Here is a 13,707-nt window from a genome sequence, read left to right on the forward strand (position 1 = left end):
GGAGAGAGACATGAAGTTTGTAGATGAAGCGGCGATTCTGGTTGTAGCCGGTGATGGTGGTAACGGTTGTGTAAGCTTCCGTCGTGAAAAATATATTCCTAACGGCGGCCCGGACGGCGGCGATGGCGGCGACGGCGGTGATATCTACCTGCTGGCTGATGAAAACCTGAATACCCTGATCGATTACCGCTTTGTGAAATCTTTCCGCGCTGAACGTGGACAGAATGGCCAGAGCCGTGATTGTACCGGTAAACGTGGTAAAGATATTACCATCAAAGTGCCGGTCGGTACGCGTGTACTGGATCAGGATACCGGTGAAGTTATCGGTGATATGACTCGTCACGGGCAGCGTCTGATGGTTGCCAAAGGCGGGTTCCACGGTTTGGGTAACTCCCGTTTCAAATCTTCGGTTAACCGCGCACCGCGTCAGAAAACCATGGGTACTGAAGGGGAAACTCGCGAACTGATGCTTGAGCTATTGCTGCTGGCTGATGTCGGTATGCTGGGTCTGCCAAACGCAGGTAAATCTACCTTTATCCGTGCGGTATCTGCGGCAAAACCGAAAGTTGCCGACTATCCATTTACCACCTTGATCCCAAGTCTGGGCGTGGTGCGTATGGATCATGAGCAAAGCTTCGTCGTTGCCGACATCCCTGGTTTGATTGAAGGGGCTTCGGAAGGCGCTGGTTTAGGTATTCGCTTCCTGAAACATTTGGAACGTTGCCGCGTACTGTTGCATCTGATCGACATCGCACCTATTGATGAATCCAATCCTATTGAGAATGCCAAAATCATTATCAATGAATTGCAGCAATACAGTGAAAATCTGGCCGAGAAGCCACGCTGGTTGGTATTTAACAAGGTTGACCTGTTAGACCAGGCTGAAGCGGAAGAACGCGCTAAGGCGATTGCAGACGCTCTGGGATGGGAGGATAAGTATTATATGATCTCGGCCGCCAACCGCGAAGGCGTTAACGCGCTGTGCTGGGACGTTATGAACTTCCTGAATACCCAACCTAAAGCTATGGCAATTGCTGAGACTGCCCCTGAGAAAGTCGAGTTCATGTGGGATGATTATCACCGTGAACAGCTGGCAGAAGTGGAAGATGAAGCGAAAGACGAATGGGATGACGATTGGAATGAAGAAGACGACGATGGCGTTGAGTTCATTTACGAGCGTTAATCTCAGACATCAGTTTTGAGCTAAAAGAGGCTGCCTGCGGGCAGCCTTTCGTTTTTTGGGCTTATTGCTGATTTGGCAACCAGCACTGGGCGTTCAATCCCTGTCGATCGCTGCGGTTCTCCAGCGACAGTTTTCCCTGATGCAACTGTGCGATTCTCAATACGATATTCAGCCCCAATCCGCTTCCACCATAGCGTTGATCCATACGGCGAAAAGCCTGCGTCAGCTCGCCAATCTGGTTCTCCTTAATCCCTGGGCCTTCGTCCAAAACCTGCAACAGTACACCGCTATCCTGCGATGTCAGTTTAACGATAATCAGGCTGTCTGAGGGGCTATAGCGGTGAGCGTTCTCCACCAGATTACGCAGCATTAAACGCAGCAGGGCGGCTTCACCTTGAATACAGGAACGTTCTGGTAAAATCCATTGGAGACGCTGTTTACGCTGCGCCGCCATTTCGGCCAGTTCTTCCCGCAACGGTTGCACCACATCCTGAATCCAGTCAAAAGTCTGATATTGTCCGCTGGCAAAATTCTGCCCTGCGCGTGACAGCATCAACAGTTGTTCGATGGTATGCATCAATAAATCGAGGCGATTAATTAGCACTTTGCTTTCCGCTATGCCATTTTTTTCCATCAATTCCAGATGAAGGCGAATGCCCGCCAGCGGTGTGCGTAGTTCGTGGGCGGCATCGGCAGTGAAACGACGTTCTTGCTGAATGGTATTGGAAAGGCGGGAAAACAGCTGATTTAGCGTGCCGGTAACGGCGACGATTTCCTGCATATCACTTTTGATAACCAGCGGGCTAAGGTTGTCCGCGGAGCGTTCAGAAAGCTTGCTCTGAAGTTGATCCAACGGGCGTATGATCCAACTGATAGCCCAAAAAGAGGCGAGGAGAGTGATGATCATCATAATCAGAGAAGGGGCCAGCAGTGAAGCGATGGCCTCCGCAATTTCTGTGTCGACTTTTTCATTTCTGACTTTGGCGGTGAGAGTTTCATCTACTAAAAACTGAATTTGTTCCTGGCTCTCATGCCACAGCCACAGCGCGCTAATTAACTGAGTGACTAATAGAATCAGCGCTAGCATCAGAATCAGACGACGACGCATGCTGATCATGATAAGACTTCCAGACGATAACCAATGCCCCGAACCGTTCGGATTCGATCTTTACCCAATTTTCTTCGTAGATTATGAACGTGCACTTCGAGAGTATTCGAGCCAAGATCGTCCTGCCAAGTATAGAGATCTTGCTGTAACAGCTCCCGATTGACGGTGTGCCCGGCGCGCATAATCAGGCGGGAAAGAATGGCAAACTCCTTCGGCGTGATTTCCAGCGGCTGTTCCTGTAGATAAACCTGTTGAGTTGCCAGATTGAGGCTCAAATTCCCTTGTTGAAGCAAATTATCACTTTGCCCCTGATAGCGGCGAATCAGAGCACGCACGCGAGCCAATAATTCTGCCAGCGCGAAAGGTTTAATCAAATAATCATCAGCGCCAGCATCCAGCCCATCGACGCGGTCTTCCAACGCATCGCGAGCTGTTAATATCAGCACTGGCAGGCTAATACTCTGGCGGCGCCATTGGCGGAGCAACACGGCACCATCCTGATCTGGCAATCCCAGATCGAGAATAACCATGCTGTACTGACTGGTGATAATCAGACCGTTGGCTTCAGCCGCGGTACTGGCGCAATCGCAGGCGTAACCCTCACTGGTGAGGGCCATGGCAATGCCTTTTTGTAACAACTCATCATCTTCGACAATCAGTAGTTTCATGGTTTTCAGTTATTCTGATAAATATCTTTGTACAGGCGGCTTTCAAATCGAACCAGCGGCGCCCGGCGGTTTTTTTGATCTTCCGGTGGAACGGCATAGCCAGACAGGAACTGGACAAACGCCATGCGCTGACCGCTGGCGGTAGTAATAAAGCCTGCCAGATTGTAGACCCCTTGCAGCGCCCCGGTTTTGGCTGACACTTTGCCATCAACCCCGGCTTCGTGCAGACCACCGCGATAGCGCAATGTGCCGTCATAACCCGATAATGGCAGCATGGAGATGAAGTTAAGTTCTTGATCGTGCTGGGCAATATATTGCAATGCCTGCATCATGGTCGCAGGAGCAATAAGATTATGGCGCGATAAGCCCGAACCATCCACCACGATGCTATTTCCGAGGTCAACTCCAGCTTTCTGACGTAAAACCTGACGTACTGCGTCAGCGCCGGCTCGCCAGGTGCCCGGTACGCCGAAACGCTGATGGCCAATAGTTCGGAAAACTGTATCGGCGATCATATTGTCGGATTTTTTCAGCATGATTTTTAGCAAGTCATGCAACGGAGCGGATTGTGCCTGCGCCAACACGCTGCCAGCCGCGCTCGGCGTAGTTTGGCGTCTTAGATTACCGTCAATCTGAATATCGGCTTTTTTTAGCTCGTCTTTCAAAATAGCACCGGCATAGCTAGCGCCGTTTTGCACCGCAAAGGCTAAGGGCAGGGGTTCGCTGCGTTGAGTCAGGCAGCCGGTAAGGGTAAAGCGGTTGAGTTCGCCGGGAACCACATCTAGTTCGCAATATTGGGCATCCGGCGAGCCTTTTGCCAGAGTGCGAACTTCGCTAAACATTTGTACGGGATAGTAAGAAGCGACGCGAATAAAGGCCATATCGCCGGGATTCGGTGCGCTGTACAGCGATACCGAGAAACAGTTGCGATCGACAATTGCGGCCGCTGGCGGTGCGCTGAAGCACTGGGTCATATCGTTCCACGGCCAGCCGGGCGCTTTATCATGGCTGGCAAAAACCGAGGTATCGATAATCAAATCCCCGGCAATTTGGCGTAGACCCGATTTTTTCAACGTTGTTACCATATTTCGCAGTTGCTGGCGGGTTAAGGTCGGATCGCCATCGAAACGGGCAATCAGATTACCGCGCAGAACGCCGTCAGTTATCGGCGCATGACTTTCCAGCGTGGTAACGAAACGAAAATCAGGCCCTAGCTGCAACAGGGCGGCTAGCGCTGTCAGTACTTTCTGAGTACTGGCCGGGAGTGCCATTTGCTGGGCGTGATAGTCTATCACCGGAGTTGTCGCCCCGATTTTTTGCACCACTAAAGCAAGATTCGCCCCATCGGGCAGATACTGCGTGTAATTTTCTACCTGCGCCGCATTGGCATTGAATACGCTGATGTTGATCGCAAAAACGCAGGCCAATTTACTGACTATTCGTGAAAAATGCATAATTTCGGTATAACTGCTGGGTAACGTACAGCCATACTACGGTGCAACGAGGGCGAAAGTAAACGATGACCCTAAAGGAACTCTACGTTAAAATGTTTATCAAAATGCAAAATCGATCCTAACTTGGAGTTTTAGCTCCGGGAGGGTTTTTTTTGTTAATCGCCTGGAGGCGGGTAGGATTTTAGGCTAGCCGTATTTTCATTCGAAAACGTCAGGATGACGATTATTTGAACAGGATAGATTTAGAGGTATTTAACAGATGAAACAGATTCCGATGACGGTACGTGGTGCAGATCAACTGCGCGAAGAGCTCGAATATTTGAAGGGCGTGCGTCGCCCAAAGATTATCGCTGATATTGCGGATGCTCGCGAACACGGCGATTTAAAAGAAAATGCTGAATACCATGCGGCTCGTGAACAACAGGGGTTCTGCGAAGGCCGTATTCAGGAAATTGAAGCGAAGTTATCTAACGCTCAGGTGATTGATATCACCAAAATGCCGAATAATGGGCGGGTTATTTTCGCTTCTACGGTTACAGTGTTAAATCTGGACACGGAAGAAGAGCAGACCTACCGTATTGTTGGTGATGATGAAGCAGATTTTAAACAAAATCTTATTTCAGTAAATTCACCGATTGCCCGCGGCCTCATCGGTAAAGAAGTTGATGATGTGGTGGTTATTCGTACTCCGGGCGGTGATGTAGAATTCGAAATTCTTAAAGTCGAATATCTGTAATACGGCTGATTTGAGCAATAAGTAAGCAGATATTTGTAAAGAAAAGAAAAAAGGCCGCAAGCGGCCTTTTATCAGAACTAAGTGCATGGCACCTTTTCTTTAAAACGAACGTCATTAACGCGGTAAAATAATCTTGCGCTCTTTCGCCGGGCGGTAGAGTACTAAAATATTACCGATAATTTGCACGTTAACTGCACCGGTTTCACGCACGATAGCATCAGCGATCAAGGTTTTGGTTTCACGCTCTTCAGCAGTGATTTTTACCTTGATAAGTTCATGATGTTCCAGTGTTTGTTCGATCTCAGCCAGCACCCCTTCGGTCAAGCCGTTATTGCCCAGCATGACTACTGGTTTTAACGGATGGGCCAGGCTTTTCAGGTGCTGTTTTTGTTTGTTATTCAGATTCATCGTCTTTTTTGCTTAAGTTGGGATTGAAAACGGTTCATTCTACCGCCATCTCATGTGTATCACCAAATCGGTCTTTTACCGGTTAGGGAGTCTACGCGAGCTAAGCAATAGATGCGCGGGCTCTTAATTAGGATAGTTGGAAAAAGAGATGGCCAATAAAAAGCGTTCAGCTAGCTCCAGTCGCTGGTTACAAGAACACTTTAGCGATAAATATGTGATTCAGGCACAGAAAAAAGGGTTACGTTCGCGCGCCTGGTTTAAACTTGATGAAATACAACAGAGCGATAAACTCTTTAAACCCGGTATGACAGTTGTGGATTTAGGTGCAGCTCCGGGCGGCTGGTCTCAGTATGTAGTTACTCAGATCGGTGGTAAAGGTCGAATCATCGCTTGCGATCTTTTACCAATGGATCCTATCGTTGGAGTCGATTTCCTTCAAGGCGACTTCCGTGATGAAATGGTGCTGAAAGCACTGCTTGAGCGGGTAGGTGAGAAAAAAGTTCAGGTGGTTATGTCTGACATGGCCCCGAATATGAGCGGTACTCCGGCAGTCGATATCCCTAAATCGATGTATCTGGTTGAATTAGCGCTGGATATGTGTCGTGATGTATTGGCACCAGGCGGAAGTTTCCTGGTGAAAGTGTTCCAGGGAGATGGCTTTGATGAATACCTACGGGAAATTCGCTCCCTGTTTACGAAAGTTAAGATTCGTAAGCCAGACGCTTCTCGTGCGCGATCGCGAGAAGTGTACATTGTAGCGACAGGGCGGAAACTGTAGTACCCTAACGCTGTTTGTTAACACAGTTGTAATATGAGGTTAATCCCTTGAGTGACATGGCGAAAAACCTAATTCTCTGGTTAGTTATTGCAGTCGTACTGATGTCTGTATTCCAGAGCTTTGGTCCCAGCGAATCGAATGGTCGTAGAGTGGATTACTCTACTTTCATCTCTGACGTATCCCAAGATCAGGTTCGTGAAGCACGTATCAACGGGCGTGAAATTAATGTTAGCAAGAAAGATAACAGCAAATACACGACCTTTATTCCGGTTAATGACCCGAAACTGCTTGATAACCTGTTGACTAAAAATGTGAAAGTTGTTGGTGAGCCACCGGAAGAACCGAGCTTGCTGGCTTCTATCTTTATCTCCTGGTTCCCAATGTTGTTGTTAATTGGGGTCTGGATCTTCTTTATGCGTCAAATGCAGGGCGGCGGCGGCAAAGGGGCAATGTCCTTTGGCAAGAGCAAGGCGCGCATGTTGACTGAAGATCAGATTAAAACCTCTTTTGCCGACGTTGCAGGCTGTGACGAAGCGAAAGAAGAAGTTAGCGAACTGGTTGAATACCTGCGTGAGCCGAGCCGTTTCCAGAAGCTGGGCGGTAAAATTCCGAAAGGCGTATTGATGGTGGGTCCTCCAGGGACCGGTAAAACCTTGCTGGCGAAAGCCATTGCAGGGGAAGCTAAAGTGCCATTCTTTACTATTTCCGGTTCTGACTTCGTCGAAATGTTCGTTGGTGTGGGTGCATCCCGCGTTCGCGATATGTTCGAGCAAGCTAAGAAAGCTGCTCCATGTATCATCTTTATCGATGAAATTGATGCAGTAGGTCGCCAACGTGGCGCAGGTTTGGGCGGTGGTCACGATGAACGTGAGCAAACCCTGAACCAGATGCTGGTTGAGATGGATGGCTTCGAAGGTAATGAAGGCATCATCGTGATTGCGGCAACTAACCGTCCAGATGTTCTGGATCCAGCATTGCTGCGTCCGGGTCGTTTCGACCGTCAGGTTGTAGTTGGTCTGCCAGACGTGCGTGGTCGTGAACAGATTCTGAAAGTCCATATGCGTCGCGTACCGCTGGATATCGATATCGATGCGTCAGTGATTGCCCGTGGTACTCCAGGCTTCTCCGGTGCTGATTTGGCTAACCTGGTCAACGAAGCTGCGTTATTTGCCGCTCGCGGTAACAAACGCGTTGTTTCAATGGTCGAGTTTGAGAAAGCTAAAGACAAAATCATGATGGGTGCGGAACGTCGCTCCATGGTGATGACCGAAGCGCAGAAGGAATCTACGGCATATCACGAAGCTGGCCATGCGATTATCGGTCGCTTAGTGCCGGAGCACGATCCGGTGCATAAAGTGACAATTATTCCTCGTGGCCGTGCGTTGGGTGTGACTTTCTTCCTGCCGGAGGGCGATGCAATCAGCGCTAGCCGTCAGAAACTGGAAAGCCAGATTTCTACGTTGTACGGCGGTCGTCTTGCTGAAGAAATCATTTATGGCCCGGAAAAAGTGTCTACCGGTGCTTCAAATGACATTAAAGTAGCTACCTCAATTGCACGTAACATGGTTACGCAATGGGGCTTCTCAGAAAAACTGGGTCCGCTGCTTTATGCTGAAGAAGAAGGCGAAGTGTTCCTCGGTCGCTCAGTGGCAAAAGCTAAGCATATGTCCGATGAAACCGCGCGTATCATCGATCAGGAAGTGAAATTGCTGGTTGAGCGTAACTATCAGCGTGCACGTAAGTTGCTGATGGAAAACATGGATGTTCTTCATTCCATGAAAGACGCGCTGATGAAATATGAAACTATTGATGCGCCGCAAATTGATGATTTGATGAATCGTAAAGAAGTTCGCCCGCCGGCTGGCTGGGACGACGCTACGAAGAATAAATCATCTGATAGTGACAATACGCCTCAGGCACCAACGCCTGTTGACGAACCGCGTACCCCAACTCCTGGCAACACCATGTCAGAACAGTTAGGTGATAAGTAAGCGGATTGTTGGCATCTAAATGCGTAGTGATTAATATAACCCCGGGCTTGCTCGGGGTTTTTCTTTTTCTGGCCGGGATAAATTGAAGTGCTTAACCATTTTTAAGGTAAATAACGATGTATTTGACTGCCAGGGATCTGACTCTTGATCTCTCACACCCTCAGGTTATGGGGATTTTGAACGTCACCCCCGATTCGTTTTCCGATGGCGGACGCCACAACGATCTCGATAATGCCCTTCATCACGCGCAGGCAATGATTGCCGCAGGTGCAACTCTGATTGATGTGGGCGGCGAGTCTACCCGGCCTGGAGCCGCTGAAATTAGCGAGCAGGAAGAATTGGATCGAGTGATTCCGGTCGTTGAAGCGTTGGCGAAACGTTTTGAGATCTTTATTTCGGTTGATACTTCAAAAGCGGCAGTGATAACCGAATCAGCCAAAGTCGGCGCGCATCTGATCAATGACGTTCGTTCTTTGCAAGAGCCGGGCGCTCTGGATGCCGCGGCCGCGACGGGCCTGCCTGTCTGCCTGATGCATATGCAAGGGCAACCGCAGAGCATGCAGCAATCCCCTCACTACGATGATTTACTGGCGGATGTGAACCAGTTTTTTGAACATCACATTGAACGTTGTGTTGCGGCAGGTATCGCAAAAAGTAAATTGTTACTCGATCCGGGATTCGGTTTTGGTAAAAATTTAGCGCATAATTACCAGTTATTGGCTCGGTTGGCAGAACTTCACCATTTTGAGCTTCCGCTTTTGGTCGGAATGTCGCGAAAATCTATGGTGGGTCAGTTACTTAATGTACCACCTCAACAGCGAGTTATTGGCAGCGTTGCCTGTGCAGTCATTGCGGCAATGCAGGGCGCGCAGATCGTCAGAGTGCATGATGTTAAAGAAACCGTCGAGGCGATGCGTATCGTCGAGGCAACACTTTCAGCGAAGGAATAGAGAGAAATTATGAGTGACCGTAAATACTTTGGTACAGATGGCATTCGCGGAAAAGTAGGTGACAACCCGATTACGCCTGAGTTTGTATTGAAGCTCGGTTGGGCCGCAGGGAAGGTTCTGGCTCGTCATGGCTCGCGCAAGATCATCATTGGTAAAGATACGCGTATTTCCGGTTACATGCTGGAATCAGCGTTGGAGGCCGGTCTGGCTGCCGCTGGTTTATCTGCGTCATTCACTGGCCCAATGCCAACTCCTGCTGTGGCTTACCTGACTCGCGCTTTCCGAGCGGAAGCGGGCATCGTTATTTCCGCCTCTCATAATCCTTTCTATGACAACGGCATTAAATTCTTCGATATTGATGGTGCAAAACTGCCTGACGAAGTAGAAGAAGCCATTGAAGCGGAGATGGAAAAGCCACTGACTTGCGTTGAGTCATCAGAATTGGGTAAAGCCAGCCGTATTGTTGATGCAGCCGGCCGTTATATCGAATTTTGTAAAGGTACCTTCCCGAACGAATTAAATCTGAACGGTTTGAAAATCGTTGTGGACTGTGCCAACGGTGCAACCTATCACATTGCGCCAAGCGTATTACGTGAACTGGGCGCTACCGTGATTGCCATAGGCTGTGAGCCTGACGGTATGAACATCAATGAAGAATGTGGTGCTACCGATGTTCGTATGCTGCAAGAGCGCGTATTGGCTGAAAAAGCACACGTTGGTCTGGCCTTTGACGGCGACGGCGACCGCCTAATGATGGTTGACCATTTGGGCAATAAAGTGGATGGCGACCAGATTCTTTATATTATTGCGCGTGAAGGCCTGCGTCAGGGTCAGCTGAAAGGTGGCGCTGTTGGTACGCTGATGAGCAATATGGGTCTGGAGCTAGCGCTGAAGCAACTCGGCATTCCTTTCGCTCGCGCAAAAGTGGGCGACCGCTACGTGTTGGAAAAAATGCAGGAAAACGGCTGGCGTATCGGGGCTGAAAACTCCGGCCATGTGATTCTATTGGATAAAACCACCACCGGTGACGGTATCGTAGCAGGTTTGCAAGTGCTAACTGCGATGGTGCGTAACGACATGAGCCTGCATGATCTGTGCAGCGGCATGAAGTTATTGCCTCAGATACTGGTTAACGTTCGTTTCTCCGGTAATCACAATCCGCTAGAGTCCGAAGCCGTTGTTGCCGTGACTCAGCAGGTCGAGGCTGAACTGGCGGGGCGTGGCCGCGTGCTGTTACGTAAATCTGGCACTGAACCATTGATACGCGTAATGGTTGAAGGCGATGAAGAGGAAGAGCTAATTAAGTCTCTGGCTCATCGTATTGCCGATGCGGTAAAAGCAGCAGGTTAATGGCTTTATTTTAGGGGGGAGGACGCCGCTCTTCCCCGTAGAATTGTCCGCAAGTTGAGTAACCTGGCTGTTTTTTCTGCAAATGAGCCCGGTTAATGAAATTGCCCTTGCGTGTATTAACCGCTTTGGTTAGTATTCACACCCGCTTAAGTGGGTGAATGAATTCCCGCTGTTATGGGTGAAAAGCATTTGGCATGCGGTGAACCCGCAAGGATACAGGTACAACTATGTACGAAGCTCTTCTGGTAATTTTCTTGCTGATTTCGATCGGGCTTGTGGCTCTGATCATGTTGCAGCAAGGTAAAGGCGCGGATATGGGAGCCTCATTCGGAGCAGGTGCTTCTGCCACTCTGTTCGGTTCGAATGGTTCCGGTAACTTCATGACCCGTATGACGGCTGTCTTGGCGACTTTATTTTTCGTCATCAGTCTGATTTTGGGCAATATGAGCACCAACCAGGGCCGTAAAGGCAGCGAGTGGGAAAACCTGGGTCAGCCAGTTAAAGCTGAGCAGACTACAGCGCCGGTAGCACCAGCTAAGCCGAGCAGCGATATCCCGCAGTAAGAAATAGTAAGTTGTTGTAACGTCGTAAGATAGTACAGAAAGAAAGTTGAAGAATGGTTGTGGCGCTTGGACAGTAAAGCAGACCATTAATATCAGTGCCGTGGTGGTGGAATTGGTAGACACGCTACCTTGAGGTGGTAGTGCCCGATTGGGCTTACGGGTTCAAGTCCCGTCCTCGGTACCAAACAGATAGATAACTTGCTTTTTTATCGTTATCGACGTAGTATTTGCCACGTTTTCGGACGCGGGGTGGAGCAGCCTGGTAGCTCGTCGGGCTCATAACCCGAAGGTCGTCGGTTCAAATCCGGCCCCCGCAACCACTTTCCTAAAGTGTTTTTTTTCAAATAGTAGTATTCGCAGTCCTCAATACTTTCGATTTCAATTTGAAAAAAATACTTGTCAGAAAGTTGTACCGAAGCCGCTTAGCGGCAAACAGGGTCCAGTTGCATAAAGCCCCGAATTTCGGGGTTTTTTGTTATTTGACAGCAGAATCACTGGGCTATTAAGCCCTTTTTTTATGTCTTGGGGGTGGGCTTGTCCACATTAGAACAAAAGTTAACAGAGATTATTTCAGCACCGGTCGAAGCGTTAGGCTACGAATTAGTCGGCATCGAGTTCATCCGGGGGCGCCAATCGACGCTACGAATCTATATTGATAGTGACGATGGTATCACTGTTGATGCTTGTGCTGATGTCAGCCACCAGGTCAGCGCTGTATTGGACGTAGAAGATCCAATCACAGTCGCTTACAACTTGGAAGTTTCCTCTCCGGGCCTTGATCGCCCTATGTTCACCGCCGAACACTATAGTCGTTACCTTGGTGAAACAGTCATCCTGGTTTTGCGTATGGCAATGCAAAACCGCCGGAAATGGCAGGGTATTATTAAAGCTGTTGATGGTGAAATGATCACGGTTACTGTGGATGGAAAAGATGAAGTGTTCGCGCTGAGCAACATCCAGAAAGCGAACCTGGTACCCCACTTTTAAAGTTTGGATGAGGCAACTAGGATGAACAAAGAGATTCTGGCTGTTGTAGAAGCAGTTTCCAATGAGAAATCCCTTCCGCGCGAGAAGATTTTTGAAGCGTTGGAAACCGCTCTAGCGACAGCGACCAAGAAAAAATACGAACAAGAAATTGAAGTCCGTGTCAGCATCGATCGTAAAACCGGCGATTTCGACACCTTCCGTCGTTGGGTCGCTGTTGATGAAGTGACGATGCCAACGCGTGAAATCACGCTGGAAGCCGCTCAATATGAAGACCCAAGCATTCAGTTGGGCGATTATGTCGAAGATCAGATTGAATCCGTAACTTTCGACCGCATTACTACGCAAACCGCGAAGCAGGTTATCGTACAAAAAGTACGTGAAGCTGAGCGTGCGATGGTGGTCGAGCAATTCCGTCAGTATTTAGGCGAGATTGTCACGGGTACAGTGAAAAAAGTTAACCGCGATAGTATCGCGCTGGACTTGGGTAACAACGCTGAAGCGGTGATTGGCCGTGAAGATATGTTGCCACGTGAAAACTTCCGTCCGGGCGACCGCATCCGTGGTGTTCTGTACGACGTGCGTCCTGAAGCTCGCGGCGCGCAGCTGTTTGTCAGCCGCTCCCGTTCAGAAATGCTGATTGAATTGTTCCGTATTGAAGTACCAGAAATTGGTGAAGAGTTGATCGAAATTAAAGCCGCAGCCCGTGATCCGGGTTCTCGTGCTAAGATTGCGGTCAAAACCAACGATAAGCGTATCGATCCTGTGGGTGCCTGTGTAGGTATGCGCGGTGCGCGAGTTCAGGCCGTTTCCAGCGAGCTTGGCGGCGAGCGTATCGATATCGTGTTGTGGGATGATAATCCGGCTCAGTTTGTTATCAATGCCATGGCTCCGGCTGATGTTGCGTCAATCGTTGTTGATGAAGACCGACACACGATGGATGTCGCTGTTGAAGCCAGCAATCTGGCTCAGGCGATTGGCCGTAACGGTCAAAACGTCCGTTTGGCTTCACAGCTTAGCGGCTGGGAGCTGAACGTGATGACAGCAGATGATCTTCAGGCGAAACATCAGGCTGAAGCTCATGCGGCGATCGATACCTTCACCAAACATCTTGATATTGATGAAGATTTCGCCACTGTGTTGGTTGAAGAAGGTTTCTCTTCTCTGGAAGAGTTGGCTTATGTGCCAATCAACGAACTGTTGGAAATAGATGGCCTTGATGAAGATATGGTAGAAGCGCTGCGTGAGCGCGCTAAAGCTGCATTGACCACGCTGGCCCTGGCACAAGAAGAAAGTCTTGGCGATCAAAAACCCGCAGATGACCTACTGAATTTGGAAGGTCTGGAACGTAGCATGGCATTTAAATTGGCTGCGCGCGGTGTGTGTACGCTGGAAGATCTTGCCGAGCAGGGTATCGACGATCTGGCAGATATTGAAGGGTTGAGCGATGAGCAAGCCGGCGAGCTGATTATGGCCGCACGTAATATCTGTTGGTTTGGCGATAATGCGTAATAAACTGTAGCAGGAAGGAACA

Annotated in this window: 13 protein-coding genes and 2 tRNA genes; 11 read left to right on the top strand and 4 right to left on the bottom strand. The window is 49.3% G+C overall.

What is annotated here, in order from left to right:
- Nucleotides 1-10: 10 nt before the first annotated feature.
- Complete coding sequence (cgtA, locus tag PL78_RS13045; RefSeq protein WP_064516103.1) at nucleotides 11-1,183, top strand: Obg family GTPase CgtA; 1,173 nt, start codon at nucleotides 11-13, stop codon at nucleotides 1,181-1,183.
- Between the two features lie 61 nt (nucleotides 1,184-1,244).
- On the opposite strand, the gene pmrB is transcribed toward cgtA, so the two are convergent.
- Genes pmrB through dacB form a run of 3 tightly spaced genes read right to left on the bottom strand, consistent with a single transcriptional unit; the run spans nucleotide 1,245 to nucleotide 4,413 of the window.
- Nucleotides 1,245-2,300: a two-component system sensor histidine kinase PmrB gene (pmrB, locus tag PL78_RS13050; RefSeq protein WP_064516105.1), complete on the bottom strand. Its 1,056-nt coding sequence runs from the start codon at nucleotides 2,298-2,300 to the stop codon at nucleotides 1,245-1,247.
- Complete coding sequence (gene pmrA / locus PL78_RS13055; protein ID WP_064516107.1) at nucleotides 2,297-2,959, bottom strand: two-component system response regulator PmrA; 663 nt, start codon at nucleotides 2,957-2,959, stop codon at nucleotides 2,297-2,299. Before pmrA ends, pmrB begins: the two co-directional genes overlap by 4 nt.
- 5 nt (nucleotides 2,960-2,964) lie before the next feature.
- Nucleotides 2,965-4,413 carry a serine-type D-Ala-D-Ala carboxypeptidase gene (gene dacB, locus PL78_RS13060; protein ID WP_064516109.1) on the bottom strand — a complete coding sequence of 483 codons (1,449 nt, stop codon included), beginning with the start codon at nucleotides 4,411-4,413 and terminating at the stop codon, nucleotides 2,965-2,967.
- A 259-nt stretch (nucleotides 4,414-4,672) separates the two neighbouring features.
- Between dacB and greA the strand changes: the two genes are divergently transcribed.
- Complete coding sequence (gene greA, locus PL78_RS13065; RefSeq protein WP_064516111.1) at nucleotides 4,673-5,149, top strand: transcription elongation factor GreA; 477 nt, start codon at nucleotides 4,673-4,675, stop codon at nucleotides 5,147-5,149.
- A 114-nt stretch (nucleotides 5,150-5,263) separates the two neighbouring features.
- Here greA and yhbY read toward each other — a convergent pair whose 3' ends face one another.
- Nucleotides 5,264-5,557 carry a ribosome assembly RNA-binding protein YhbY gene (yhbY, locus tag PL78_RS13070; protein WP_049599408.1) on the bottom strand — a complete coding sequence of 98 codons (294 nt, stop codon included), beginning with the start codon at nucleotides 5,555-5,557 and terminating at the stop codon, nucleotides 5,264-5,266.
- A 148-nt stretch (nucleotides 5,558-5,705) separates the two neighbouring features.
- Between yhbY and rlmE the strand changes: the two genes are divergently transcribed.
- The 9 genes from rlmE to nusA all read left to right on the top strand — a co-directional run bounded on the left by rlmE (nucleotide 5,706) and on the right by nusA (nucleotide 13,685).
- Nucleotides 5,706-6,335 (top strand): 23S rRNA (uridine(2552)-2'-O)-methyltransferase RlmE, encoded by a 630-nt coding sequence (gene rlmE, locus PL78_RS13075; RefSeq protein ID WP_064516113.1) that lies wholly within the window; start codon nucleotides 5,706-5,708, stop codon nucleotides 6,333-6,335.
- A 56-nt stretch (nucleotides 6,336-6,391) separates the two neighbouring features.
- Nucleotides 6,392-8,326: an ATP-dependent zinc metalloprotease FtsH gene (gene ftsH, locus PL78_RS13080; RefSeq protein WP_064516116.1), complete on the top strand. Its 1,935-nt coding sequence runs from the start codon at nucleotides 6,392-6,394 to the stop codon at nucleotides 8,324-8,326.
- 116 nt (nucleotides 8,327-8,442) lie between these two features.
- Nucleotides 8,443-9,276, top strand: a complete 834-nt coding sequence (gene folP / locus PL78_RS13085; protein WP_064516118.1) for a dihydropteroate synthase — start codon at nucleotides 8,443-8,445, stop codon at nucleotides 9,274-9,276.
- Nucleotides 9,277-9,285: 9 nt separating this feature from the next.
- Nucleotides 9,286-10,626, top strand: a complete 1,341-nt coding sequence (gene glmM / locus PL78_RS13090) for a phosphoglucosamine mutase (protein ID WP_064516120.1) — start codon at nucleotides 9,286-9,288, stop codon at nucleotides 10,624-10,626.
- Between the two features lie 227 nt (nucleotides 10,627-10,853).
- The gene (secG, locus tag PL78_RS13095) at nucleotides 10,854-11,189 is read left to right on the top strand and encodes a preprotein translocase subunit SecG (RefSeq protein WP_064516122.1); all 336 of its coding nucleotides are present in this window, start codon (nucleotides 10,854-10,856) and stop codon (nucleotides 11,187-11,189) included.
- Nucleotides 11,190-11,286: 97 nt separating this feature from the next.
- Nucleotides 11,287-11,373: transfer RNA gene (locus PL78_RS13100), tRNA-Leu, on the top strand.
- A gap of 59 nt (nucleotides 11,374-11,432) precedes the next feature.
- Nucleotides 11,433-11,509: transfer RNA gene (locus PL78_RS13105), tRNA-Met, on the top strand.
- A 214-nt stretch (nucleotides 11,510-11,723) separates the two neighbouring features.
- On the top strand, nucleotides 11,724-12,176 hold the full coding sequence (gene rimP / locus PL78_RS13110; RefSeq protein ID WP_064516124.1) for a ribosome maturation factor RimP: 453 nt from the start codon (nucleotides 11,724-11,726) through the stop codon (nucleotides 12,174-12,176).
- 21 nt (nucleotides 12,177-12,197) lie between these two features.
- Complete coding sequence (gene nusA / locus PL78_RS13115) at nucleotides 12,198-13,685, top strand: transcription termination factor NusA (RefSeq protein WP_064516126.1); 1,488 nt, start codon at nucleotides 12,198-12,200, stop codon at nucleotides 13,683-13,685.
- Nucleotides 13,686-13,707 lie beyond the last annotated feature (22 nt).

It is taken from the genome of Yersinia entomophaga (assembly GCF_001656035.1).
Classification (GTDB): Bacteria; Pseudomonadota; Gammaproteobacteria; order Enterobacterales; family Enterobacteriaceae; genus Yersinia; species Yersinia entomophaga.

Excerpts from the sequence above, each read along its gene's own strand:
- cgtA (WP_064516103.1), top strand. The coding sequence starts at position 11 with ATGAAGTTTGTAGATGAAGCGGCGATTCTGGTTGTAGCCGGTGATGGT.
- pmrB (WP_064516105.1), bottom strand. The coding sequence starts at position 2,300 with ATGATCAGCATGCGTCGTCGTCTGATTCTGATGCTAGCGCTGATTCTA.
- pmrA (WP_064516107.1), bottom strand. The coding sequence starts at position 2,959 with ATGAAACTACTGATTGTCGAAGATGATGAGTTGTTACAAAAAGGCATT.
- dacB (WP_064516109.1), bottom strand. The coding sequence starts at position 4,413 with ATGCATTTTTCACGAATAGTCAGTAAATTGGCCTGCGTTTTTGCGATC.
- greA (WP_064516111.1), top strand. The coding sequence starts at position 4,673 with ATGAAACAGATTCCGATGACGGTACGTGGTGCAGATCAACTGCGCGAA.
- yhbY (WP_049599408.1), bottom strand. The coding sequence starts at position 5,557 with ATGAATCTGAATAACAAACAAAAACAGCACCTGAAAAGCCTGGCCCAT.
- rlmE (WP_064516113.1), top strand. The coding sequence starts at position 5,706 with ATGGCCAATAAAAAGCGTTCAGCTAGCTCCAGTCGCTGGTTACAAGAA.
- ftsH (WP_064516116.1), top strand. The coding sequence starts at position 6,392 with ATGGCGAAAAACCTAATTCTCTGGTTAGTTATTGCAGTCGTACTGATG.
- folP (WP_064516118.1), top strand. The coding sequence starts at position 8,443 with ATGTATTTGACTGCCAGGGATCTGACTCTTGATCTCTCACACCCTCAG.
- glmM (WP_064516120.1), top strand. The coding sequence starts at position 9,286 with ATGAGTGACCGTAAATACTTTGGTACAGATGGCATTCGCGGAAAAGTA.
- secG (WP_064516122.1), top strand. The coding sequence starts at position 10,854 with ATGTACGAAGCTCTTCTGGTAATTTTCTTGCTGATTTCGATCGGGCTT.
- nusA (WP_064516126.1), top strand. The coding sequence starts at position 12,198 with ATGAACAAAGAGATTCTGGCTGTTGTAGAAGCAGTTTCCAATGAGAAA.